The 22,805-nt window shown below is 68.8% G+C and carries 19 protein-coding genes; 14 read left to right on the forward strand and 5 right to left on the reverse strand.

Going from position 1 to position 22,805, the window contains the following annotated elements; all coding sequences use genetic code 11:
- Positions 1-45 precede the first annotated feature (45 nt).
- The 9 genes from AC07NN_RS05930 to AC07NN_RS05970 all read left to right on the forward strand — a co-directional run bounded on the left by AC07NN_RS05930 (position 46) and on the right by AC07NN_RS05970 (position 10,961).
- Positions 46-921: a MurR/RpiR family transcriptional regulator gene (locus tag AC07NN_RS05930; RefSeq protein WP_494638467.1), complete on the forward strand. Its 876-nt coding sequence runs from the start codon at positions 46-48 to the stop codon at positions 919-921.
- A 127-nt stretch (positions 922-1,048) separates the two neighbouring features.
- Complete coding sequence (locus AC07NN_RS05935) at positions 1,049-2,980, forward strand: bifunctional 5-dehydro-2-deoxygluconokinase/5-dehydro-2-deoxyphosphogluconate aldolase (RefSeq protein WP_494638469.1); 1,932 nt, start codon at positions 1,049-1,051, stop codon at positions 2,978-2,980.
- Between the two features lies 1 nt (position 2,981).
- Positions 2,982-4,826, forward strand: a complete 1,845-nt coding sequence (gene iolD, locus AC07NN_RS05940; RefSeq protein WP_494638471.1) for a 3D-(3,5/4)-trihydroxycyclohexane-1,2-dione acylhydrolase (decyclizing) — start codon at positions 2,982-2,984, stop codon at positions 4,824-4,826.
- Between the two features lie 3 nt (positions 4,827-4,829).
- A complete protein-coding gene (gene iolE, locus AC07NN_RS05945; RefSeq protein WP_494638473.1) occupies positions 4,830-5,729 on the forward strand; it encodes a myo-inosose-2 dehydratase in 900 nt (299 codons plus the stop codon).
- Positions 5,730-5,844: 115 nt separating this feature from the next.
- Complete coding sequence (gene iolB / locus AC07NN_RS05950; protein ID WP_494638475.1) at positions 5,845-6,669, forward strand: 5-deoxy-glucuronate isomerase; 825 nt, start codon at positions 5,845-5,847, stop codon at positions 6,667-6,669.
- A 125-nt stretch (positions 6,670-6,794) separates the two neighbouring features.
- On the forward strand, positions 6,795-8,294 hold the full coding sequence (locus AC07NN_RS05955) for a CoA-acylating methylmalonate-semialdehyde dehydrogenase (protein WP_494638477.1): 1,500 nt from the start codon (positions 6,795-6,797) through the stop codon (positions 8,292-8,294).
- Between the two features lie 213 nt (positions 8,295-8,507).
- Complete coding sequence (locus AC07NN_RS05960) at positions 8,508-9,845, forward strand: MFS transporter (protein ID WP_494638479.1); 1,338 nt, start codon at positions 8,508-8,510, stop codon at positions 9,843-9,845.
- Between the two features lie 3 nt (positions 9,846-9,848).
- Positions 9,849-10,652 (forward strand): inositol monophosphatase family protein, encoded by an 804-nt coding sequence (locus tag AC07NN_RS05965; RefSeq protein WP_494638481.1) that lies wholly within the window; start codon positions 9,849-9,851, stop codon positions 10,650-10,652.
- An 87-nt stretch (positions 10,653-10,739) separates the two neighbouring features.
- Positions 10,740-10,961, forward strand: a complete 222-nt coding sequence (locus AC07NN_RS05970) for a hypothetical protein (RefSeq protein ID WP_494638483.1) — start codon at positions 10,740-10,742, stop codon at positions 10,959-10,961.
- A 99-nt stretch (positions 10,962-11,060) separates the two neighbouring features.
- Here AC07NN_RS05970 and AC07NN_RS05975 read toward each other — a convergent pair whose 3' ends face one another.
- On the reverse strand, positions 11,061-13,085 hold the full coding sequence (locus AC07NN_RS05975) for a TonB-dependent receptor plug domain-containing protein (protein ID WP_494638485.1): 2,025 nt from the start codon (positions 13,083-13,085) through the stop codon (positions 11,061-11,063).
- A gap of 120 nt (positions 13,086-13,205) precedes the next feature.
- Between AC07NN_RS05975 and AC07NN_RS05980 the strand changes: the two genes are divergently transcribed.
- The 5 genes from AC07NN_RS05980 to tpiA all read left to right on the forward strand — a co-directional run bounded on the left by AC07NN_RS05980 (position 13,206) and on the right by tpiA (position 19,080).
- The gene (locus AC07NN_RS05980; RefSeq protein ID WP_494638487.1) at positions 13,206-13,550 is read left to right on the forward strand and encodes a PepSY domain-containing protein; all 345 of its coding nucleotides are present in this window, start codon (positions 13,206-13,208) and stop codon (positions 13,548-13,550) included.
- On the forward strand, positions 13,551-14,216 hold the full coding sequence (locus AC07NN_RS05985; RefSeq protein WP_494638489.1) for a response regulator transcription factor: 666 nt from the start codon (positions 13,551-13,553) through the stop codon (positions 14,214-14,216).
- A complete protein-coding gene (locus tag AC07NN_RS05990; RefSeq protein ID WP_494638491.1) occupies positions 14,213-15,565 on the forward strand; it encodes a sensor histidine kinase in 1,353 nt (450 codons plus the stop codon). Before AC07NN_RS05985 ends, AC07NN_RS05990 begins: the two co-directional genes overlap by 4 nt.
- 135 nt (positions 15,566-15,700) lie before the next feature.
- Positions 15,701-18,280, forward strand: a complete 2,580-nt coding sequence (locus AC07NN_RS05995) for a TonB-dependent receptor (RefSeq protein WP_494638493.1) — start codon at positions 15,701-15,703, stop codon at positions 18,278-18,280.
- 68 nt (positions 18,281-18,348) lie between these two features.
- On the forward strand, positions 18,349-19,080 hold the full coding sequence (gene tpiA, locus AC07NN_RS06000; protein WP_494638495.1) for a triose-phosphate isomerase: 732 nt from the start codon (positions 18,349-18,351) through the stop codon (positions 19,078-19,080).
- Here tpiA and pcaDC read toward each other — a convergent pair.
- Genes pcaDC through pcaH form a run of 4 tightly spaced genes read right to left on the reverse strand, consistent with a single transcriptional unit; the run spans position 19,077 to position 22,802 of the window.
- On the reverse strand, positions 19,077-20,261 hold the full coding sequence (gene pcaDC, locus AC07NN_RS06005; protein WP_494638498.1) for a bifunctional 3-oxoadipate enol-lactonase/4-carboxymuconolactone decarboxylase PcaDC: 1,185 nt from the start codon (positions 20,259-20,261) through the stop codon (positions 19,077-19,079). The two genes, tpiA and pcaDC, sit on opposite strands and share 4 nt — an antisense overlap.
- A complete protein-coding gene (pcaB, locus tag AC07NN_RS06010) occupies positions 20,261-21,424 on the reverse strand; it encodes a 3-carboxy-cis,cis-muconate cycloisomerase (RefSeq protein WP_494638500.1) in 1,164 nt (387 codons plus the stop codon). Before pcaB ends, pcaDC begins: the two co-directional genes overlap by 1 nt.
- A 21-nt stretch (positions 21,425-21,445) precedes the next feature.
- On the reverse strand, positions 21,446-22,099 hold the full coding sequence (pcaG, locus tag AC07NN_RS06015; RefSeq protein WP_494638502.1) for a protocatechuate 3,4-dioxygenase subunit alpha: 654 nt from the start codon (positions 22,097-22,099) through the stop codon (positions 21,446-21,448).
- The gene (gene pcaH / locus AC07NN_RS06020; protein WP_494638504.1) at positions 22,089-22,802 is read right to left on the reverse strand and encodes a protocatechuate 3,4-dioxygenase subunit beta; all 714 of its coding nucleotides are present in this window, start codon (positions 22,800-22,802) and stop codon (positions 22,089-22,091) included. The genes pcaG and pcaH overlap by 11 nt, the downstream gene beginning before the upstream one ends.
- Positions 22,803-22,805 lie beyond the last annotated feature (3 nt).

Genomic DNA, 22,805 nt, shown 5'->3' on the forward strand with positions numbered 1-22,805 from the left:
GCGGAATGGATATTCTAAAACTGAAGCGATCGTACCGGGGCGGAAATGACCGAAGACATTGTGGCTGTGAACGCGCCGGCCAGCGCCGAGGAACTGCGGGCGGCGATCCTTGAACGCTACGATTCGCTCAGCAAGCGGCTGCAGCAGATCGCTCGCTACGTCCTGGACGAGCCGAACGAGTTGGCGCTGGAGACCCTGGCGGTGATCTCCGAGCGATGCGGGGTGCAGCCCTCGGCCATCGTTCGCTTCGCCAAGACCTTTGGCTATCCCGGCGCCAGCCAGATGCAGCGGCTGTTCCGCGACGGCCTGCTGTCGGGCCATGCGGGCCTCGGCTACGGCGAGCGCGTGCGCCACTTCAACGAGGCCGTGGCCAAGAAGCCCGAGGGCGGGGCGGACGTGCTGGCCGAGTTCGTCGAGGGCAACACCCTGGCGCTGCAGAACCTGGGTCAGACGGTCAGCGAGAGCGACATGGCCAAGGCTGTCTCGCTGATCGATCAGGCCGAGACCGTCTATGTCGCCGGTTTCCGCCGCTCGTTCCCAGTGGCCTCGTACCTGGCCTATTCGCTGCAACAGGCCAACAAGCGGACCCTGTTCATCGACGGCGTCGCGGGCCTGACCAAGCAACAGGTCCAGACCATCGGGCCCAAGGACCTGCTGATCGCCGTCAGCTACCACCCCTATGCCGAAGAGACGGTGATGGCGGCCGAGATGGCCACCCAGCGTGGGGCCAAGATCCTGTCGATCAGCGACAGCCTGGTCAGCCCGATCGCCAAGCCCGCCGAACTGGTCCTGCACGTGCGCGAATCGGAAGTCCGCACCTTCCGTTCGCTGGCCGCTTCGATCTGCCTGGCCCAGGCCCTGGTCATCGGCTTCGCCTTCGAGGCCGGCAAGGAAAAGGGCAAGGCCAAGAAGGGCGCTTGAACGGGCGGTTGAACTGTTCATTCCATTTCAAACTGAAAATGAAATGGATGTTGCAAGCATTCTAGGTTTGGAATATGCGTTACATATCGCCGGTGGGGAGCCGGCCCGAGAGTGACGTGGAACCGGTATGGCCCAGGACGCAAAGACCCTTGATCTGATCGCGGTGGGCCGTTCCAGCGTCGACCTCTACGGCCAGCAGGTCGGTGGTCGCCTGGAGGACATGGGGTCCTTCGCCAAGTACCTGGGCGGCAGCCCGACCAACACTGCTTCGGGCGGCGCGCGCCTGGGCCTGAAGACCGGTCTGCTGACCCGCGTCGGCGCCGACCACATGGGCCGTTTCATCCGCGAGCAATTGGAGCGCGAGGGCGTCGATGTCGCCGGCGTGCTGTCCGACCCGGACCGCCTGACGGCCCTGGTGATCCTGGGCATCCGCGACCGGGTGAACTTCCCGCTGATCTTCTATCGCGAGAACTGCGCCGACATGGCGCTGGAGCCGGCGGACGTCGACGAGGCCTGGTTCGCCAGCGCCGGGGCGGTGCTGATCAACGGCACGCACCTGTCGCAACCCAATGTCTACGACGCCAGCCTGAAGGCCGTCCGCGCCGTGAAGGCCGCCGGCGGCCGCGTGGCCTTCGACATCGACTATCGCCCGGTGCTGTGGGGCCTGACAGGCAAGGACGCTGGCGAGAACCGCTTCGTCGAGAACCGAGAGGTCACCGCCAAGCTGCAGGAAGTGGTGGCGCTGTGCGACCTGATCGTCGGCACGGAAGAAGAGATCCACATTCTGGGCGGCTCGACCGACACCATCGCCGCCCTGCGCGCCATCCGCGCCGGCGCGCCGGACGCTTTGCTGGTCTGCAAGCGCGGTCCCGAGGGCTGTGTCGCCTTCCCGGGCGCGATCCCCGACAGCCTGGACGAGGGCGTCAGCGCCCGGGGCTTCAAGGTCGAGGTGTTCAACGTGCTGGGAGCAGGGGACGCCTTCATGGCCGGTTTCCTGCGCGGCTGGCTGCGCCACGAGAGCGTCGAGACCTGCTGCGAGTGGGGCAATGCCTGCGGGGCCATCGTCGTCTCGCGCCACGGCTGCGCGCCGGCCATGCCGACCTGGGTCGAGCTGGAGGCCTTCCTGTCGGAGCGTGAACGTCCGTTCCGCCTGCGCGAGGACGTCGAGCTGGAGCACATCCACTGGGCCACCACGCGCGAGCACGTCTATGACGAGCTGACCGTCCTGGCGATCGATCACCGCAGCCAGTTCGAGGACCTGATCGAGGAGACCGGCGGCGACGTCGCGCGCATCCCCGACTTCAAGCGCCTGGCCCTGCGCGCCGTCCAGGCCGTGGCCGGCGAGGACGAGACGCGGTTCGGCATGCTGCTGGACGGCCGCTTCGGCTTCGAGGCCCTGGCCGAGTCCGCCGAGCACGACTACTGGATCGCCCGCCCGATCGAGCTGCCCAAGTCGCGACCGCTGGAGTTCGAGAGCTCGGCCGACGTGGCCACGGAACTGGCCGAATGGCCGCTGAACCAGGTCGTGAAGTGCCTGGTGTTCTACCATCCGGACGACGAGGTCGAGCTGCGCGATCGCCAGGAGCGCCAGCTGCTGCGCCTGGCCGACGCCTGTCGCAAGACCCGCCACGAGTTGCTGCTGGAACTGATCCTGCCGCGCGGCATGGACAGCGACAGCAAGACCGTGGCGCGCGGTATCCGCCGGCTCTACGCCCTGGGCATCCGGCCCGACTGGTGGAAGCTGGAGCCGCTGACCGATCCCGCCGCCTGGCGCGAGATCGAGATCGCCATCGCCGAGAACGACCCCCTGTGTCGCGGCGTGGTGCTGCTGGGCCTGTCGGCGCCGGAGGCCGAGCTGATGGCTTCGTTCGAGGTGGTCGCGCCGTTCCCGATCGTGAAGGGCTTCGCCGTCGGCCGGACCATCTTCTACGACGTCGCCCGCGAATGGCTGGCCAACCGCATCGACGACGACGCGGCCGTGACGGCTCTGGTCGGCAAGTTCAAGGTGCTGGTCGACGCCTGGCGTCGCCTCCGAGGTTCAGTGGAAAAGGCCGCGTAGCATGGCTTCCGTTCGTCTCACCGCCGCTCAGGCGACCGTTCGCTGGCTGAGCCAGCAGTACGTCGAGACTGCCGATGGCGTGGTCCCGTACTTCGCCGGGGTCTGGGCGATCTTCGGTCACGGCAATGTCGCCGGCCTGGGTGAGGCCCTGCACGGCGCCCGCGACGTGCTGCCGACCTACCGCGCCCATAACGAACAGGGCATGGCCCACGCCGCCATCGCCTTCGCCAAGCAGTCGCGACGCGAGCGGGCCATGGTCTGCACGACCTCGATCGGCCCCGGCGCAACCAACATGGTCACCGCCGCCGCCCTGGCGCATGTGAACCGCCTGCCGGTGCTGTTTCTGCCCGGCGACGTCTATGCCAGCCGCCGGCCCGATCCGGTGCTGCAGCAGATCGAGGATTTCGGCGACGGCACGATCAGCGCCAACGACTGCTTCAAGCCCGTCTCGCGCTATTTCGACCGCATCACGCGGCCCGAGCAGATCCTCGACGCCCTGCCACGCGCCTTGGCCACCATGCTGGATCCGGCCACTTGCGGCCCCGCGACCCTGGGCTTCTGCCAGGACGTCCAGGCCGAAGCGTTCGACTATCCGGAAGCCTTTTTCGAGAAGCGCGTCTGGCGCATCCGGGCGCCGCAGCCCGATCCGCGCGAGCTGGTTGATCTCGTGGCCCTGATCAAGGCGGCCAAGCGTCCTCTGGTCGTCGCCGGTGGCGGAGTGCTCTACGCCCGCGCCGAGGCCTCGCTGGCGGCCCTGGCCTATGACGCCGGCCTGCCGGTCGCCGAGACCCAAGGCGGGAAGGGGAGCCTGGCCTGGGATCACCCGATGAACCTGGGCGCCGTCGGCGTCACGGGCACGACTGCCTCGGTGGCCGCGTCGGAAGAGGCCGACCTGATCATCGGCGTCGGCACGCGCCTCCAGGACTTCACCACCGGCTCGCGCGCCCTGTTCGGCGCCGCAGACCGCAAGCTGGTCCAGATCAATGTCGCCCCGCACGACGCCCACAAGCACGGCGCGGTCAGCGTCGTCGGCGACGCCCTGGCGGTGGTCGAGGCCCTGGGCGCGGCCCTGAAAGGCTGGCGCGCGCCAGCGGCCTGGACCGCTAAGGCCACGGGCGGTGTCGAGGGCTGGAACACGATCTTCGACGAGGCCACCAAGGCCGATGCGCGACCGCTGCCGACCGACGCCCAGGTGCTGGGCGCGGTGTGGCGCGCCTCGTCCGACGACAGCGTGGTGGTCTGCGCCGCAGGCGGCCTGCCGGGCGAGCTGCACAAGCTGTGGCGCACCCGCGCGCCGGGCGGCTATCACGTCGAGTACGGCTTCTCGTGCATGGGCTACGAGATCGCCGGCGCCGTGGGCGTGAAAATGGCCGACCCGGACCGCGAGGTTCACGTGATGGTCGGCGACGGCAGCTACCTGATGCTGAACTCCGAGCTCGCCACCTCGGTGATGCTGGGGACCAAGCTGATCGTCACCGTCCTCGACAACCGGGGCTATGGCTGCATCAACCGTCTGCAGGCGGCGACCGGCGGGGCGGCGTTCAACAACCTGCTGGCCGACACCTGCCACGAGACCCTTCCCGACATCGACTTCGCCGCCCATGCCAAGAGCCTCGGTGCGCGGTCGGAGAAGGTCGCCAATCTCGCCGAGCTGGAGGCCGCCCTGGAGCGCGCCAAGGCCAGCGACCGGACCTATGTCGTCGTCATCGACACCGACCCGATGCCGACCACCGAAGGCGGCGCCTGGTGGGACGTGGCGGTGCCGGAAGTCTCGGTGCGCCCGGCCGTCAATGCGGCCCGCGCCGACTACGAAACCAAGATCAAGCAACAGCGTACGGGGAACTGACCCATGACCATCCGTTTCGGCGTGAGCCCCATCGCCTGGATCAATGACGACATGCCCGAGCTGGGCGGCGACACGCCTCTGGAGAGCGTGCTGGCCGACTGCCAGGCGATCGGCTTCACGGGCGTCGAGCTGGGCGGCGTCTTCCCGCGCGACCCGGCGGTGCTGAAGCCGCTGCTGGACCGCTACGACCTCACCCTGGTCGGCGGCTGGTACAGCGGCAACTTGCTGGTCCAGTCGGCCGACGACGAGATCGCGGCGCTGCAGAAGCACCTTGCCCTGCTAAAGGCCATGGGCTGCACCGTCTTCGTCCACGCCGAGACCAGCAACGCCATCCACGGCGACAAGACCAAGGCGCTGTCGGCGACCCCGCGTCTCGACGCCGAGGGCTGGAAGGAATTCGGCGCGCGCCTGACAAAGGTGGCTGACTACGTCCAGGCCCAGGGCCTGAAGTTCGCCTATCACCATCACCTGGGCACCGTGGTCGAGCGGCCCGAGGATCTGGAAGCTTTCCTGGCCAATACGGGGCCTTCGGTCGGCCTGACCGTCGACACCGGCCACGCGGCCTTGGGCGGCCTGGACCCGGTCCAGGTGATCCGCAGCTATCCGCACCGCGTCGCTCACGTGCACTGCAAGGACATCCGCAGCGAGGTCTTCCACAAGGTGGTCTCGCGCGGCGGCGGCAGCTTCCTGGACGGGGTGCTGGCCGGGATGTTCACCGTGCCCGGTGACGGCTACCTGGACTACGCGGCGGTGATGCAGGCCCTCGCGGAGATCAATTATTCGGGCTGGATCATCGTTGAGGCCGAACAGGACCCGGCCGTCGCTAATCCGCGTGAATACGGCGAGATTGGTTTGGCGACGCTGAAACGTGAGGCTGCTGCTGCTGGCCTGAAGGCGGCCTAGTGATCGATTGCCTCTCAACCGCTCATCCCCGCGAAAGCGGGGAGCCATGCGACCTTGAGAATGTCCCTGCCTCAGCTTGGGTCCCCGCTTTCGCGGGGATGAGCGGAGAATAAAGATGCCAAACCTTTTGGTTCGTTCGCACGCTCCCGATCCGTCGGGGTCCGTTCTGGAAGTCACCCCAGCCTCTGCCGGCTGGACCCATGTCGGCTTCCAGGTCGTCAAGCTGGCGGCCGGTGAGACCTATGACGGTTCCGAGCCCAGCCGCGAGACCTGCGTTGTGGTGATGAGCGGGACCGCCGAGGTTTCGGCCGAGGGCGTGTCCTTCGGCAAGATCGGCGGTCGCGCCAATGTGTTCGAGGACCGGGCTCCGGGCGCGGTCTATGTCCCGGCCGCCGCGCCGTTCGCCGTGACCGCCGTCACCGATGTCGAGCTGGCGCTCTGCACCGCGCCCGGCAAGCCGGGCGGGAGCGCGCGCCTGATCGCCGAGGGCGACATGCCGCGCGAGGTTCGCGGCAAGGGGACCAATGTCCGCCACGTCCGCAACATCCTGCCCGAGACCGCGCCCGCCGACGGCCTGCTGGTGGTCGAAGTGATCACCCCTGGCGGCCACTGGTCCAGCTATCCGCCGCACAAGCACGACACGGCAACGGAGGGCGAGGAGACGGCGCTCGAGGAGACTTACTACCACCGCCTGAACCCGCCGCAGGGCTTCGCCTTCCAGCGCGTCTATACCGACGACCGCAGCCTGGATGAGACGGTCTGCGTGCAGGACGGCGACGTGGTGATGGTGCCGCGCGGCTACCATCCGGTCGGGGCCCCGCATGGCTACGACCTCTACTACCTCAACGTCATGGCCGGACCGCACCGGAAGTGGATCTTCCGCAACGACCCGGCCCACGACTGGATCATGCGGCAAAGCCTTCCCGCATCGGATCGATGATCCGATGCGGATGAGAAGGCTTTGAAACTTTAAACTAGGACGCGATCTCGCGCCGAACCGGCCTCCACTTCGGCGGATCGCGTCCGGCCCTGATCCTGATGTTTCTGTAAGCGAAGGAGCGCGTCATGCGCAGCATCCCCCACTTCGTCGGCGGTCGCGCCGTCGAGGCTACGTCCGGCCGTTTCGGCGACGTCTTCGATCCCAACACCGGCAAGGTGCAGGCGCGTGTCGCCCTGGCCTCGGCATCGGAACTGGACGCCGCCGTCGCCAACGCCAAGGCGGCTCAGCCGGCCTGGGCGGCGACCAATCCGCAGCGCCGGGCGCGGGTGATGTTCGACTTCGCGCGCCTGCTCAATGCCCACATGGACGAGCTGGCCGAACTGCTGTCGTCCGAGCACGGCAAGGTCATCGCCGACTCCAAGGGCGACATCATGCGCGGCCTGGAAGTCATCGAGTTCTCGTGCGGCATCCCGCACCTGCTGAAAGGCGAATACACCCAAGGCGCCGGCCCGGGCATCGACGTCTATTCGATGCGCCAGGCCCTGGGCGTCGTGGCCGGCATCACCCCGTTCAACTTCCCGGCCATGATCCCGATGTGGATGATGGGGCCGGCGATCGCCTGCGGGAACGCCTTCATCCTGAAGCCGTCGGAGCGCGATCCGTCGGTGCCGGTGCGCCTGGCCGAGCTGATGATGGAAGCCGGCCTGCCGCCAGGCATCCTCAATGTCGTCCACGGCGACAAGGACTGCGTCGAGGGCATCCTCGACCATCCGGACATCAAGGCCGTCAGCTTCGTCGGCAGCTCGGACATCGCCCAGTCGGTGTTCCAGCGCGCCGGGGCCAACGGCAAGCGCGTCCAGGCCATGGGCGGCGCCAAGAACCACGGCCTCGTCCTGCCCGACGCTGACCTCGACCAGGCGACCGCCGACATCATCGGCGCGGCCTACGGCTCGGCCGGCGAGCGCTGCATGGCCCTGCCGGTCGTCGTGCCGGTCGGCGAGAAGACCGCCATCGCCCTGCGCGAGAAGCTGGTCACCGCCATCGGCGCCCTTCGCGTCGGCGTCAGCACCGACAAGGGCGCCCACTATGGCCCGGTGGTCAGCGCCGCCCACAAGGCGCGGATCGAGAGCTACATCCAGATGGGCGTCGACGAGGGCGCCGAGCTGGTCGTCGACGGTCGCGGCTTTGCCCTGCAAGGCCACGAGGACGGCTTCTTCGTCGGCCCGACCCTGTTCGACCACGTCAAGCCGACGAGCCGCTCATACCAGGACGAGATCTTCGGTCCGGTGCTGCAGATGGTCCGCGCCGAGAGCTTGGCCGAGGGCATCGGCCTGGCCTCGCGCCACCAGTACGGCAATGGCGTGGCGATCTTCACCCGCAACGGCGACGCCGCCCGCGAGTTCGCCGACCAGGTCGAGGTCGGCATGGTCGGGATCAACGTGCCGATCCCGGTGCCGGTCGCCTATCACAGCTTCGGCGGCTGGAAGCGCTCGGGCTTCGGTGACCTGAACCAGTACGGCATGGACGGCGTGCGCTTCTACACGCGGACCAAGACTGTCACCCAGCGCTGGCCCAAGGGCGGGGCGGTGCTGGACCAGAGCTTTGTCATCCCCACCATGCGGTGACGATTTCGGGACCTCCCCCGAACGATAGCGCCTCCTGCGTGCGCGACCTCAAGGCCTCGGACGAACCTGTCCGGGGCCTTTCTTTTTCCACGTTCCAACTGTTTCGAACGTAGAAAAAATCTTCCATTAATTCTGAAAATGAAATAGCGTGTTCCATATCGGCCGATCGCGATGACTCGATGCGTCGCGAGGTCCGGGGGAGAGAACCAAGGGATGCTGAAGTTCTTCGCGCCAGGCGCCGATGCGCCGCCACTGAGCGATCCGTCGACCATCGACACGCTCTACAAGCGCCATCGCTTCCGGATCATGGTGGCGATCACCATCGGCTACGGCCTGTCCTACACCTGCCGCCTGGCGCTGGGGGTGGTGAAGAAGCCGCTGATCGACGCGGGCGTCTTCACGCCGACGGAGCTTGGCCTGATCGGCTCGGCCCTTTTCTACACCTACGCCTTCGGCAAGCTGACCAACGGCTTCCTGGCCGACCACGCCAACATGAAGCGGTTCTTCGCCTTCAGCGTGCTGATCTCGGCCATCGCAAATATCGGCATGGGCTTCTCGACCACGGTGGCGCTATCGGCGCTGCTGTGGGGGCTGAACGGCTGGTTCCAGAGCTTCGGCGCCCCGGCGGGCGTCGTGTCGATGAGCCAGTGGTTCTCCAACCGCGAGCGCGGCCGCTACTACGGCATCTGGAGCACCGCCCACTCGATCGGCGAGGGCCTGACGTTCGTCGGGGTCGGCGGCATCGTCGCGGCCCTGGGCTGGCGCTACGGCTTCTGGGGTCCCTCGGTGGTCGGGGTCCTGGTGGCGATCGGCGCCTATCTGTGGATCCAGGACCGCCCGCAGACCATGGGCCTGCCTCCCGTCGCCGACTGGCGCAACGACCACTGGCAGGGCGACAAGCCCAAACAGGAAGCCTCCAGCGTCTTCAAGACCCAACTGCAGATCCTCAAGATCCCCGCCGTCTGGGCGCTAGCCCTGTCGTCGGCCCTGATCTACGTGACCCGCTACGCCATCAACAGCTGGGGCGTGCTCTATCTGCAGGAGGCGCGGGGCTACAGCCTGACCGCCGCCGGCACTATGCTGATGATCTCGACCCTGGCCGGCATCGTCGGCGCCATCGGCTACGGCTTCATCTCCGACAAGCTGTTCAACGCTCGCCGTCCGCCGGCCAACCTGCTGTTCGGCCTGATGGAGCTGGCGGGCCTGGGCCTGATCTTCTACGGCCCCAACACCGGACCCGTGCTGGTGACCGGCATGATCCTGTTCGGCCTGGGCATGACGGCGCTGGTCACTTCGCTGGGCGGCCTGTTCGCCACCGACATCTGTCCCAAGCGCGTGGCCGGGGCGGCCATGGGTCTGGTCGGGGTGTTCAGCTATCTGGGCGCGGCCATCCAGGAACAGATCAGCGGCGCCCTGATCGACAAGGGCCTGCGCGTCGTCGACGGCGTCCGCCACTACGACTTCGGGCCGGCCATCATCTTCTGGATCGGCGCCTCCGTCGCCTCCCTGACCCTCGCCACCTGCCTGTGGCGCACCAAGCTGAGAGACTAGACCGTGACCGAGCCCTCCTCCCTGGTCCAGACGATGATCCGCGCGGCGCGGGCCGCTGGCGACCGCCTGAAACAGGACTTCGCCGAGATCGCCACCCTGGAGATCAAACACAAGAACGGGCCGGCCGACCCCTTCACCATCGCCGACGTGCGCGCCGAACAGACCGTGAAGTCGATCCTGTCGGAGGCCTATCCTGACTACGGCTTCCTCGGCGAAGAGGGCGGTCTGGTCGAAGGGGCGGACGCCTCCAACACCTGGATCTGCGATCCGCTGGACGGCACCGCCAACTTCCTGATCGGCCTGCCGATCTGGGCCGTGAACATCGCCCTGCAGCGTGACGGCGAGATCGTCGCCGGCGTCACCTACATCCCGATGCTGGGCGAGCTGTTCCGGGCCGAGAAGGGGCAGGGCGCCTATCTCAACGACGTGGCCATCAGCGTCTCCAAACGCCAGGGCCTGGAGCAGGCCGTGCTGGCCGTCGGCGTGCCGTTCATGGGTAAGCCACGCCAGGAGCAGTTCCATGCCGAGATGCAGCGTCTGACCAACAAGATCTCTGGCATCCGCCGTCTGGGCGCGGGGGCTGTGGACATGGCCTATGTCGCCTGCGGGCGCATGGACGCCTACTGGGAACAGAGCGTCAGCGCCTGGGACATGGCCGCCGGGGCGGTGATCGTCCGCGAGGCCGGCGGGGTGGTCACCGACACGCTTGGCCGCGCGCTCGACGTCATGAACGGCACGGTCCTGGCGACCACGCCGCAGATCCACGACGTGCTGCTGCACGAACTGCGTCCAGTCGACGCGATTTAACGCCGTAATCTTGCTATATAATTCAAGGACGGTGCGTTCTAGAAGGGCGCGCCGCTGATCTCGCGCGCGCCGAAGGACGCCACGCCCATGCTCGATCTCGTCACCGTCACGCCCGAGGAGTTCGCCGACCTGCGCATGAGCCTGCCGGCGATCACCGACCGCTACCTGTTCGACGTGTTCGGCATCAGCGAGACCACCTGGGTCAAGTTGCGCAAGGGTTTGCCGATCAAACGCATCACCTTGGAGCGAGCCCTGGCCAAGCGCGAACGCTGGCGCGCCATGGGCGGCGCCAGCCGGATCGCGGCCTAGGGGCATCAGGCTCAGGGTGAGGTTTTCTACTGGATCGGCGTCGAAAGTCGTCCTCACCCTGAGCTTGTCGAAGGGCGGGGGCGGCTCCGCTGACTCCCTTCAGCCTCCAAAACTCCGGCGCAAGGTCAGGCCCGCGAACGCCCCGTGCGTCATCTCACGCGTCTCGATCCGCTTCAGGCCCGAAGTTCCACGCGGCCCCGCATACTGCTCGCGACGCCGGACGACCTTGCCGTCGGTCAGGTTGTCGGCGTGCAGGCGCAGGCTCCAGGCCGGGGCCGGATGCAGCTCGGCGAACACCGCATAGCGCGCCGCCGTCCTGTCGTGGCGCACCTCGTCGAAGCGGTATTCCGGCTTGTTTTCGGCGATCGTGGCGTCGATCCCCCAGCGTAGGCGATGGGCCGGCAGGTCCTGGGTGAAGTGGATCGCGCCCTCCAGCGGCGGCTCGTCCGAGATCGGGCGGGACGCGCCGGTGGCCGGATCCGTCACCCGGCTGCGGCGGGCGATCACCGTGGCCTTCAGCAGGCCGCCGCGCACCTGCAAGGCGTCCAGCGGCAGGGTGGCGTTCAGCTCGATCTCGGTCCGGCGGCCGTCGCCGATATTGCCCGGCGCGTCGAAGGCGTAGCCGGGGCCGACCACGGGCACGCGATCCACGGCGTCGGAAATGGCGTCATGGCGCGCCGTCAGCACGATCGCGCCGTCGCCGGGCAGTCGCCGTTCCCAAGTCGCCGTCAGCCTCCAAGCCTTGTCCGGTTCCAGGTCCGGATTGCCCGCCGTCACCGTGTTCGAGGTCAGGGAGGTCGAGCTGACGAAATCGGCGAAGTCCAGCTGGCCGACGCGGCGCTCCAGCGACAGTCGCAACTGGTCGCGCGGATCGGCGGCCCAGGCGACCAGCAGGCGGGGCTTGGGATAGAGGAACGACTTTCTGAGCGCGCTGTCGCCGCTCTGGGTCAGGGTCGAGGTCTCCAGGCGCGCCCCGGCCTCCAGGGTCAGGCGATCGGTGGTCCGCCAGGTCAGTGTCGCGAAGCCCTCGGCGCGGCGCTCCTCGACCCGGACATTGGCGGCGGGCAGGGCGATTTCGGCGCCGTTCTCGGAAAGGCCGCTGTGGCTGTTGAGGCTGTTCAGCGCGGCTTCGCCGCCCAGTTCCAGGGTCGTCGATCCGCCCTGGCGGCGAACGAGGGCGCGGGCGATGGACTCGCGACCGTCGGACGCCAGGCGCGTGGCGCTTAGGTCCGCGCCCTCGACCGCCTGGTCCCCGGCGCGGATGCGCTCGGCGCGATGCAGGGCCAGGGTCTCCAGCGTCCATTGCGGGCCCAGCGCGTGGTCGTAGTGCCCGCCGACCTCGCGTTCCAGCACCCGCTCGCGCTCGACCACGACCTCGGTGGTGGGGGCGGGGAAACGAGCGACCTCCAGGATGTCGGCGCGGGTGCGCTCGGACTTCACAGAGGCGTCCAGGCGTAGGCGGCCGCCGGCCAGGTCACGCTCATGGCCGGCGGTGGCTTCGGCGACGCGGTGGGCCTGGTCCTCGCGATAGGTGGCGTCGCGGAGTAGGGCGCCGGTCGGCGAGACCCGGAGGCGCGGGCCGGCGCCCTTGTCGTCGTCGACCTCGCGGCCGAGCGAGGCCGAGAGTTCGGTGAGCTGGTCGCTCGAGCGGCGCGAAATCTCCGCCGACAGGCTAGGCGCGGTCGTGCGGCGATGGACGTCGAAGCCAGCTTCCAGGCGGCCCCGCGTCGTGGCCTCGCGCACCCGCACGACATTGGCCACCAGCGGCCGGCCTTGCAGGTCGACGCCGGGGGCGCCGGGGCGGAGCAGTTCGATCCGCTCCACCGACCGCGCCGGAATGCGTTTGAGGATGTCCTCCAGGCTCTCGGCCTTGCTGGCGGGCGGCTTGCCATCGATCAGCACATTGCCGCCCGCGCCCGAGAAGCCGCGCACGTCGCTGTCGCCGCCGTCGAAGGAAAAGCCCGGCAGCCGCGCGATCATGTCGAAGGCCGAATAGGGCTGGGCCGGCGCGAAGAAGGCCGCGGGGTAGGGCGTCACCGCCTCCTGGGCGGCCAGGGCGAAGCCGCCGGGCAGGACGGCGGCCAAGGCGGCCAAGGCCGGGACGATGCGGCGACGTGCGGTCATGGAAGGCTCCCCAATGGGCGCTCCGTCGGCGCCCGCGAGCTTTCTGGCCCAAGCTTGCTGACGTCCGGGCGTTGCGGCCCGTCAGGGGCGTGTCAGGATGGCCGTGGAATCGTCAGGCCCATGACCCAGTCTCATTTCAACTTCCGCACCGCTCTGATCGCCGTGGCGGCCACCGCCGCGCTGTCGGCCGGCGTCGCCTCGGCCAGCGACCACAAGAGCGACCACAAGAAGCAGAGCCACGAGGCCGCGCGTCAGGCGCTGCTGCGCCACGAGGTCCTGCCGCTGACCCGCATCCTGGCCATCGCCGCAGAACGCGCGCCCGGCGAGGTGATCGAGGTCGAGCTCGAGCAGGGCGATAAGGGCCGCCTGAAGTACGACCTGAAGATCCTGGGCAAGAATGGCCGCGTCCGCGAACTGGAGCTCGACGCCAAGACCGGTGCGACCCTGAAGCTCGAGGACGACTGAGTGCGGGCCCTGGTCGTCGAGGATGATCCGGTTGTCGGTCCGGACCTGGCCAAGGCGCTGAGCGCCTCGGGCTTCGTGGTCGATCTCGCCCGCGATGGCGAGGACGCCTCGTTCAAGGGCGAGGTCGAGGACTATGCCGTGGTGATCCTGGATCTTGGCCTGCCGCGCCTGGATGGCCTGTCGGTGCTGCGCCGCTGGCGGGCCAATGATCGCGCCTTCCCGGTGCTGATCCTTTCGGCGCGCGGCGACTGGACGGAAAAGGTCGAGGGCATCGAGGCCGGCGCCGACGACTATCTGGCCAAGCCCTTCGAGATGGGTGAGCTCCTGGCGCGGGCGAGGGGGCTGGTCCGCCGCGCCGCCGGCCGTGTCTCGCCGGTGATCGAGGCGGGTCGCCTGGCGCTGGACACCCGCCGGATGTCGGCCACCTTGGACGGGGTTCCGGTCAAGCTGTCGCCGTTGGAATTCCGCCTACTGGACTGCCTGGCGCACAATCCCGGCCGCGCGGTCTCGGCCGGCGAGTTGGCCGAGCAGCTGTACGGCGTCGCCGACACCGCCGACGCCAACGCCATCGAGGCCCTGGTCACCCGCCTGCGCCGCAAGGTCGGTTCGGACGTGATCGAGACGCGGCGGGGCTTCGGCTACCTGCTCGCTGGCGGGGTCATGTGAAGGGCGGCTCGCTGCGATGGCGATTGATCGCGGGCGGCATGCTGGCGATCCTGGCGGCCTTGGCTGTCGCGTGGCTGGCCATGACCTGGCTGTTCGAGCGCCATATCGTCCGCCGCGAGACAGCTGAACTGACCCGGGCGGGCCAGGTGCTGATCGCCGGCCTGCGGCTGGAGCCGAGCGGCGTCCCGGTCGTCGAGGCGACCCTGCCTGATCCGCGCCTGTCCAAGGCCGCCGGCGGCCTCTACTGGCAGGTCTCGACCCACGGAGGCAGCGAGCGGTCGGTGTCGCTGTGGGACCAGGCGCTGAAGCCGCCCCTGGACGCGCCGGCCGACGACTGGGCCTCGCGCATCGCCGCCGGGCCGTTCGACGACCGGGTCCTGCTGGTCGAGCGCTCCGTTCGCCCGGATCGCGGCGGGCCCGCCGTGCTGATCCAGGTGGCCAGCGACGAGAAGGGCTTGCGGGCCGCGCGGCGGGAGTTCGGCCGCGACCTGGCGCTGTTCCTGGCCGGCCTGTGGGTCGTGCTGTCGGCCGCCGCCGCCTTGCAGGTGACCCTGGGTCTGTCGCCCCTGGCCCGCGTCCGCGACGACCTCGCCCGCCTGCGCAAGAGCCCCTCGGTCCGGATGTCCGAGGATCATCCGCGCGAGATCGCGCCGCTGGCCGAGGCGATCAACGCCCTGGCCGAGGCGCGGGAAGGGGACCTAGCCCGCGCCCGACGCCGGGCCGGCGACCTAGCCCATAGCCTGAAGACTCCGCTGGCCGCCCTGTCGGCCCAGAGCCGCCGGGCGCGCGAAGCCGGCGCGACCGAGGCCGCCGACGGCCTGGACGCCGCCATCGCCGCCGTCGGAGCGGCCCTGGAGGCCGAACTGGCCCGCGCCCGCGCCGCCGCCGCTCGCGAAGCCGCCTTCGCCACCGAGACCGCGCCCCTGGCCGTCGCCGAGCGCCTGGTCGCCGTGCTGGAACGCACCGCCGAGGGCGAGCGGCTGATGTTCGATGTCGAGATCCCAGACGACCTCAAGGTCCCGGCCTCCGAGGACGCCGTCACCGAGATGCTGGGCGCCCTGATCGAGAACGCCGCCCGCTACGGCCGCCGGCAGGTGCGAATCTCCGGCGCTCCGATGGCGGAGGGTCCGGCCCTGTTCGTCGAGGATGACGGGCCCGGCATGGACGAGGGGCGGGCCGAAGCCGCCCTGGCGCGGGGCGCGCGGCTCGACGAAGCCGGACCCGGCCACGGCTTGGGCCTGGCCATCGTCCGGGACCTGGCCGAGGCCTCCGGGGCCTTGCTGCGTATGGATCGTTCGGACCTCGGGGGACTGCGCGCGGCCATTGTCTGGAGGTCGACCGTGGCCTGAAATCCCGTTCCAATCACAATTTGCACGAAATTTTCTATTCTATTTGCAAAATAGAAAATTCGTTCGTATTGTCCTGTTCAGCGACCCAGAGCGCCCAATGGCGCCGTGGCGGAGTCGCGAAGAGGAAGGGGAGGGATGATGAACGCATCCGGCAAACTCGTTGGCGCTCTGCTGCTGACGTCCTGCATCGTGGCGCCCGGCGTGGCCGCCGCTCAGTCCGGCCAAGCGGTCACCGTCGAGGAAGTGGTCGTCACCGGCCAGCGCGCCTCCGACCGTGACTCGCTGCTCAAGAAGCGCGACGCCGTCAGCGCCGTCGAAGTGGTCTCGGCCAACGACGTGGGCAAGCTGCCCGACCAGAACGTCGCCGAATCCGTCCGTCGTCTGACGGGTGTTTCGGTCGCCACCGACAAGGGCGAAGGCCGCTATCTGATCATCCGTGGCATCGAGCCGAACCTGGCCAACGTCACGATCAACAACCAGACCGCCTCGGCCCCGGAGCCGACCGATCGTAACGTCAAGCTCGACGATATTCCCTCGGCCCTGATCGGTTCGGTCACTGTCGTGAAGTCGCTGACGGCCGATCTGGACGCCAACGCCATCGCCGGTCAGGTCGACATCAACACCCTGACGGCCTTCGACCGTAAGAAGAACATCCTCAGCGCCCGCTATGTGCGCGGCGTCTATGAGAACACCAACCGCAAGGCCAACGAAGGCGACATCTCGGTCGGCGGCAAGTTCGGCCCCGAGAACCAGTTCGGCCTGGTCCTGGCCCTGAACTATTCCAAGCGTCCGTCCTATTCGGAAGACATCCTGGCCACCAGCCGCCAGGTCGTGAACGGTATCGACCTGCCGGCCGAAATGGACCAGCGCATCTATGATCCGGCCTGGCGCACCCGCAAGGGCGCGGTCGCCAACTTCGACTGGCGTCCAAACGACGACGTCAAGCTCTACGCACGGGTCATGTATTCGGAGTTCTCGGACAACGAGAGCCGTAACCGTTTCCGCTTCTTCTTCCCGGCCACGGCGGCCAGCTACACCAACCTGACGGCCAGCGGCGGCGACATCAATGTCGGCTCGACCACGGCCCGTCGCCTGTTCCGCCAGCGCAGCGAGACCACCGACACGACCACCTTCTCGGTCGGCGGCGACTTCAATGTCGGTCCGGGCACGCTGACGCTGCAAGCCACCCACGCGGAGTCCAACAAGAAGGACCCGGTCCGCGACGAGGTCGAGTTCCGCGCCGCCGCCTCCACCGGCCTGGGCGGCAGCTTCAAGCTCGGCGACGAGATGCCCGAGAGCTTCACGGCCAACGCCGCGGCGCTGAACGCGGCCAACTACCGCCTGAACAACTACAAGCGCGTCTCGCGTCTGGCCGGCGAAAAGCTCAACCAGGCGCGCGTCGACTACAAGCTGCCGATGTCCGACTGGGGCGAGGGCAGCTACGTGAAGTTCGGCGCCAAGTACCTGAAGCGGGACCGCTTCCAGGATCAGACTGGCCGGACCTTCGTCGCCACCGGCGCCGCCGCGGCCATGACCGTCGCCAACTTCCAGGCCGACAACTTCCCGCTTATCAACGACGGCAAGTACAGCTTCGGCCCGACGATCAACTTCAAGAGCGCCAAGGACTACGTCGACAGCAACCAGAGCCTGTTCACGGTCAGCGGCAGCGACCAGATCAGCCAGTCGGTGACCTCGGACTACAAGGTCGTCGAAAAGGTCACGGCCGCCTATGCGATGGCCGCTATTCAGAAGGGCGACCTGACGGTCCTGCCGGGCGTGCGTGTCGAACGCACCGAGGGCGACACCAAGGCCATCGCCTTCACGGCCGCCACGACGCTGAACAGCACCTACAACTCGTTCGGCAGCTACAGCTACACCAACTGGTTCCCGAGCCTGAACCTGAAGTACCAGTTCTCGTCGCACGTCCTGGCGCGCGCCGCGGTCACCAAGGCGCTCGGCCGCCCGCCCTTCGTGGACCTGGCGCCGACGGTCACGGTCGATACGGCCAGCAACACCGTCAGCATGGGCAATCCGATCCTGAAGCCGCAGAAGGCCACCAACTACGACTTCTCGCTGGAATACTACTTCCCCAGCGAAGGCGGCATCTCGATCGGCCTGTTCCACAAGGACATCGAGAACCCGATCTTCAACTCGACGGCCACCGGCCAGAACGGAACCTTCGGCGGCGTGACCCTGACCAACGCCATCGTCAACTCGTACGCCAACGGCACCAGCGCCAAGGTCACGGGCCTGGAGTTCAGCTTCCAGAAGCCGTTCACCTTCCTGCCGTCGCCGCTTGACGGCTTCGGGGTCAACTTCAACATGACCTTCACGGACGGCGAGCTGAAGGTGCCGGGCCGCACGGTGAAGACGCCGCTGATCGGGCAGGCCGACAAGATCGCCAGCGCCCAGATCTACTACGAGAAGTACGGGTTCTCGGGTCGCCTGGCCTATACCCACCACTCGTCGTACCTGGACACCGACGGCGGCCTGAACGTCAGCGACGCCACCGGTCGCTCGGACGGCTACTTCGGCAAGCTCAGCACCCTCGACGCCAAGGTCGCCTACAAGGTCACCAAGCAGTTCGAGATCTTCGCCGAGGCCAACAACCTCAATGACGCCGAGGACTACTACTTCTTCCGGACCAGCAACCGGTTCCGCGAAGGCGAGGCCTACGGTCGTTCGTACCGCTTTGGCATGTCCTTCACCTACTAGTCGAAGCTTCCAGGGCCGGTCGTGGCGACAGCCGCGGCCGGCCTTCGCATGTCTGAAATCCAAGACCCATGACCGTCTCGACCGCCCGGCTGATCGTCGGAAACTGGAAGATGAACGGCGACACGGCGCTGATCGACGCCCTGGCCGAGACCCTCGCGGGCGGCGGCTGGACGGATCGCGCCGTCGTCTGCCCGCCCGCCACCTTGCTCGCCGACGCTCATCGCCGGCTTGCGCCCCTGGGCGTCGAGATCGGCGGCCAGGACTGCCATACCGCCGGAGCGGGGGCCTATACGGGGGATCTCTCGGCCGGCCTGCTGGCGCGAAGCGGCGCTCGTCACGTGATCCTGGGCCACTCCGAACGTCGCCAGGCCCATGGCGAGACCGACCTGTCCGTGCGGGCGAAGGCCGGTGCGGCAGTGGACGCGGGGCTGCAGCCGATCATCTGCGTTGGCGACGCGGCCGAAGACCGCGCCGCCGGGCGGGCGATCGAGGTTGTCGTCGGCCAGGTCCGCGCTGTGCTGGACGAGCGCCTGCGCGGTCGATCCTGGGCCCTGGCCTACGAGCCCGTGTGGGCGATCGGCTCGGGGAAGGCGGCGACCGAGGACGACATCGCGGAGATGCACGGCGCCATTCGCGAGACCCTGGACGCGGCGTGTGGCGAGCGGCCGCTGATCCTGTACGGCGGCTCGGTCACGGCCGACAACGCCGCCGCGATCCTGGCGACGCCGGAAGTGGGTGGACTGCTGATCGGCGGCGCATCACTGAAGTCCGACCAGTTCGCCCGCATCCTGCGCGGCTAGACGCCGAGCTCGGCCATCACTTCGGCGGCCTCGGTGAAGGCGGTGTTGGCGGCCGGGACGCCGGCGTAGATCGCCAGCTGCATCAGGGTTTCCTTCAGCTCGTCCTGGGTGAAGCCGCCTTGCTCCAGCCCGGCGCGGACGTGCAGGCGGAACTCCTCCCAGCGCGCCAGGCTGGCGCAGATGGCCAGCACCAGCAGGCGGCGGGTGCGGTGATCCAGGCCCGGACGACCCCAGATCTCGTTCCAGGCGTAGCGGGTGATCATCGCTTGGTAGTCGGCGGTGAACGGCGTGCGTTTGGCCAGGGACTTGTCGACCCAGGCGTCGCCCAGGACCTTGCGGCGGGTCGTGAGGCCGGCTTCGAACAGGGTGTCCTTGGCGTCGCGCACGGTGGTCCCGCGCAGCACCTCGCCGACGAACTCGCGGATGGCGCCGGCCAGGGCGGTCGGGGCTTCCAAACTGGGCAAGTGGGCGCCGCCGATCTGGAGATGGCGCGAGTCCTGGACAGCGGCGACGATGCGCTCGGCGTGACCCTCGTAGGGTGTCGCGGCGTCCTGGGCGCCCGTGATCACCAGGGTCGGGGCGGTGATCGAGGGCAGGCCCTCCAGCAGCGCCATGTCGCGGATGGCCGCGCCGCAGCCGCAATAGCCATCAGGGTTCTGGGCCAGCATGCCGGCGCGGACGGTCTCGACGACCTCCGGGTGCTGGGCGCGGAAGTCGTCGGAGAAGAAGCGGCCCATCACCGCCTCGGTGATGGCGCCCAGGCCCTCGGCGCGGATCAGCGCCAGGCGGTCGTTCCAGACGGTCGGGTCCATGGCGGGCGAAGTGCAGGCCAGGATCAAGGCCTCGACCCGTTCGGGAGCCTTCGTGGCCAGGGCCATGGCGATCATCGCGCCTAGCGAGGTGCCGGCGATCGTGGCCTTGGCGACGCCCGCTGCGTCCAGCACCGCCAACACGTCGTCGGCCAAGAGATTGAGGCTGTAGTCGCCGGCCGGCGCGTCAGAGGCCCCGTGGCCGCGCGTGTCCATGCGCAACACCAGGAAGTCCGGCGTCAGCAGCGGCACGACCGGGTCGTACAGCGACAGGTCCGTGCCGATCGAGGTCAGTAGCAGCAGCGCCGGCTTGTCGGCCGCGCCATCCTGCCGCCAGTAGAGGCGGGCGCCGTGCGAGGTCGCGAAGGGCATCAGTGGTCCTTTTGGTAGGCGGCGAGGGCCCAGATCTTGAGAGCTTTGGTCGTCAGGGTTTCGGACTCGCCGATATCGGCGCCGACGCCTGCTGCGGCAAGGTTTTGGGCCATGCGGTCGGTGTCGACTTCCAGGCCTTCGATCACGGGCGCCATGGCGGCCAGGGCGCCATGGGTCAGCTGGAACAGATCGGCCAGGACCGGCGCCTCGGCCTGCCAGCCGCCCAGGCCGCGCTCGTGCTGCTGGGGCAGGGCGGCGACGATGGTCGCGGCCAGGTGCGGCGCGCGGGCGGCGGCGGTCAGGGCGACCTGGCAGTTGGTGGGGTTGCGCTTGTGGGCCATGGCCGAGGAGCCGCCGCGACCTTGCACGCGCGGTTCTTGCGCCTCGGCCACCTCGCCCTGCGCGAGGAGCGCGATGTCGCCGGCGATCTTGCCGACGGCGCCGGTCAGGATGGCCAGGCTGGACGCCAGGCCCGCCAGGCCCTCACGGCGGGAATGCCAGGGGGTGTCGGCGGCGGGCAGGTCCAGGAGCGCGGCCAGGCGTTCGGTGACTTCACGCGCCTGGCCGTCCAGCCCGGCCAGCGAGCCCGTCGCGCCGCCCAGTTGTAGCTGGATGGCGGCGGTCTCGCGCAGGAACCGGGCGCGGGCTCCGGCCAGGCCTTGCAGCCAGCCGGCGACCTTCAGCCCGAAGGTTATGGGCAGGGCGCCCTGCAGCAGGGTGCGGCCCAGCATCGGCGTGGCCTGGTGGGCTTCGGCCAGGGCGGCGAGGGCGGTCTCCAGGCGAAGGGCCTCCTCGACCACCAACGCCGCGCCGGCCTTGGCCTGCAGCATCAGGGCGGTGTCGGCGAGGTCCTGGCTGGTGGCGCCCTTGTGGACCAGCTTGGCGATGTCGGGATCGGCGATCCGTTCCCGGATGATCGCGACGAGAGGGATCGCCAGCGTGCCGGCGTGGGCGGCCTGCTCGGCGAGGTCGTCGATGTCCGGAAGCTCGGCGCAAGCGGCCGCGATGGCCTCCGCCGCTGAGGCGGGGATCAGCCCGACCTCGGCCTGCGCGCGGGCCAGCATGGCCTCGAAGGTCAGGGCCGCGCGCAGCAGGGCTTCATCGCCGAACACGGCCAGCATGGGCGGCGTGGAGGTCGCGCGGTCGCGGATCAGGGACGGCAAGCGGCGACTCCCGGGTTAAAATCAGACGTCGAAGAAGACTGTTTCGGCCTCGCCCTGCAAGACGATGTCGAAGCGCCAGGCCTCACCAGTCTTGCGGGCGACCAGGGTCTCGCGGCGGTCGGCGGGAACCAGGGCCAGCACCGGGTCGGCGGCATTGGCCGGATCGCCCTCGAAATAGACCCGCGTGGCCAAGCGCTTGAGCACGCCGCGCGCGAAGACGCTGACGGCGATGTGCGGGGCGTGGGTGTTGTCGATGCGGCCCGGACGCACGGTGCGGAAGCGGTAGACCCCGTCCTCGCCGGTGGGGGCGCGGCCGAAGCCGATGAAGCCGTCCGCATCGGCGCCGTCGGCGTAGCGGCCGTCGCCGTCGGCTTGCCAGATCTCGATCAGAGCGTCGTTGACCGGCTTGCCGTCGGCGTCGGTCACCGCGCCTTCCAGGGTGATGACGTCGCCGCGCACGCCGGCCTTCTGCGAGGGCGAGGCCAGCACGTAGTGCTCGGCCGGCATCAGCTCCAGGCGTGCGCCGATGTCGCTGTCGCCGACGAGGTCCGCGCCGCCGGTCCAGGGCAGGCCGTAGTGGAAGAACGGGCCGACCGTCTGCGACGGCGTTTGGCCGAACAAGGCCGGGTCCTGGTTGTCGAGGCGCGGCGCCGGGTTCACCTGCTTAGTGGTCATGATCATCCTCGAACGGCGTGGCGTCGCGGCCGCGCAGCACGACGTCGAACAGATAGCCCAGGGCCCAGTTCGGCCGGGTCGTCTCGATGTCGAAACGCGAGACCAGCCGCTGGCGCTGGGGCAGGGGAACGGCGTTGGCGATCGGATCGATCTCGATCAGCGGATCGTCCGGGAAATACATCTGGGTGATCAGGCGCGTGGCGAAGGCCGGGCCCAGCAAGGACAGGTGGATGTGGGCCGGTCGCCAGGCGTTGTGGTGGTTGCCCCACGGATAGGCGCCGGGCCGCACCGTGACGAACTGGTAGCGGCCCTCGGCGTCGGTAATCACTCGGCCCGCGCCCGTGAAGTTGGGGTCGTGCGGCGCGTCCCACTGGTCCTTCTTGTGGATGTAGCGGCCGGCGGCGTTGGCCTGCCAGATCTCCATCACGGTGTTGGGGACGGGGCGGCCGTCCTCGTCCAGCACGCGGCCGGAGACGACGATGCGCTGGCCGATGGGCGTGGCCTTGTGCTGGGCGGTGAGATCCAGCAGGGCGCCGCCCATCAGGCGATCCCAGGCGTTGGTCGGCCCGGTGGTCTCGGTCAGGCCGTGGGGCAGCTTCACCAGCGGCTGGCGCGGCGAGCGGGCGACGGTGGCGGCATAGGGCGGGTGCAGGGACGGCGGCTGGCCCGCGTCCTCCCGCTTGAAGGCGAGGATCTCGCTCATGGA

This window comes from Caulobacter sp. GW821-FHT09H08 (genome assembly GCF_059415885.1).

Bases quoted from the DNA above. Each gene is read 5' to 3' on its own strand.
- AC07NN_RS05930 (WP_494638467.1), top strand. From the start codon at position 46: ATGACCGAAGACATTGTGGCTGTGAACGCGCCGGCCAGCGCCGAGGAA.
- AC07NN_RS05935 (WP_494638469.1), top strand. From the start codon at position 1,049: ATGGCCCAGGACGCAAAGACCCTTGATCTGATCGCGGTGGGCCGTTCC.
- iolD (WP_494638471.1), top strand. From the start codon at position 2,982: ATGGCTTCCGTTCGTCTCACCGCCGCTCAGGCGACCGTTCGCTGGCTG.
- iolE (WP_494638473.1), top strand. From the start codon at position 4,830: ATGACCATCCGTTTCGGCGTGAGCCCCATCGCCTGGATCAATGACGAC.
- iolB (WP_494638475.1), top strand. From the start codon at position 5,845: ATGCCAAACCTTTTGGTTCGTTCGCACGCTCCCGATCCGTCGGGGTCC.
- AC07NN_RS05955 (WP_494638477.1), top strand. From the start codon at position 6,795: ATGCGCAGCATCCCCCACTTCGTCGGCGGTCGCGCCGTCGAGGCTACG.
- AC07NN_RS05960 (WP_494638479.1), top strand. From the start codon at position 8,508: ATGCTGAAGTTCTTCGCGCCAGGCGCCGATGCGCCGCCACTGAGCGAT.
- AC07NN_RS05970 (WP_494638483.1), top strand. From the start codon at position 10,740: ATGCTCGATCTCGTCACCGTCACGCCCGAGGAGTTCGCCGACCTGCGC.
- AC07NN_RS05975 (WP_494638485.1), bottom strand. From the start codon at position 13,085: ATGACCGCACGTCGCCGCATCGTCCCGGCCTTGGCCGCCTTGGCCGCC.
- AC07NN_RS05980 (WP_494638487.1), top strand. From the start codon at position 13,206: ATGACCCAGTCTCATTTCAACTTCCGCACCGCTCTGATCGCCGTGGCG.
- AC07NN_RS05995 (WP_494638493.1), top strand. From the start codon at position 15,701: ATGATGAACGCATCCGGCAAACTCGTTGGCGCTCTGCTGCTGACGTCC.
- tpiA (WP_494638495.1), top strand. From the start codon at position 18,349: ATGACCGTCTCGACCGCCCGGCTGATCGTCGGAAACTGGAAGATGAAC.
- pcaDC (WP_494638498.1), bottom strand. From the start codon at position 20,261: ATGCCCTTCGCGACCTCGCACGGCGCCCGCCTCTACTGGCGGCAGGAT.
- pcaG (WP_494638502.1), bottom strand. From the start codon at position 22,099: ATGACCACTAAGCAGGTGAACCCGGCGCCGCGCCTCGACAACCAGGAC.
- pcaH (WP_494638504.1), bottom strand. From the start codon at position 22,802: ATGAGCGAGATCCTCGCCTTCAAGCGGGAGGACGCGGGCCAGCCGCCG.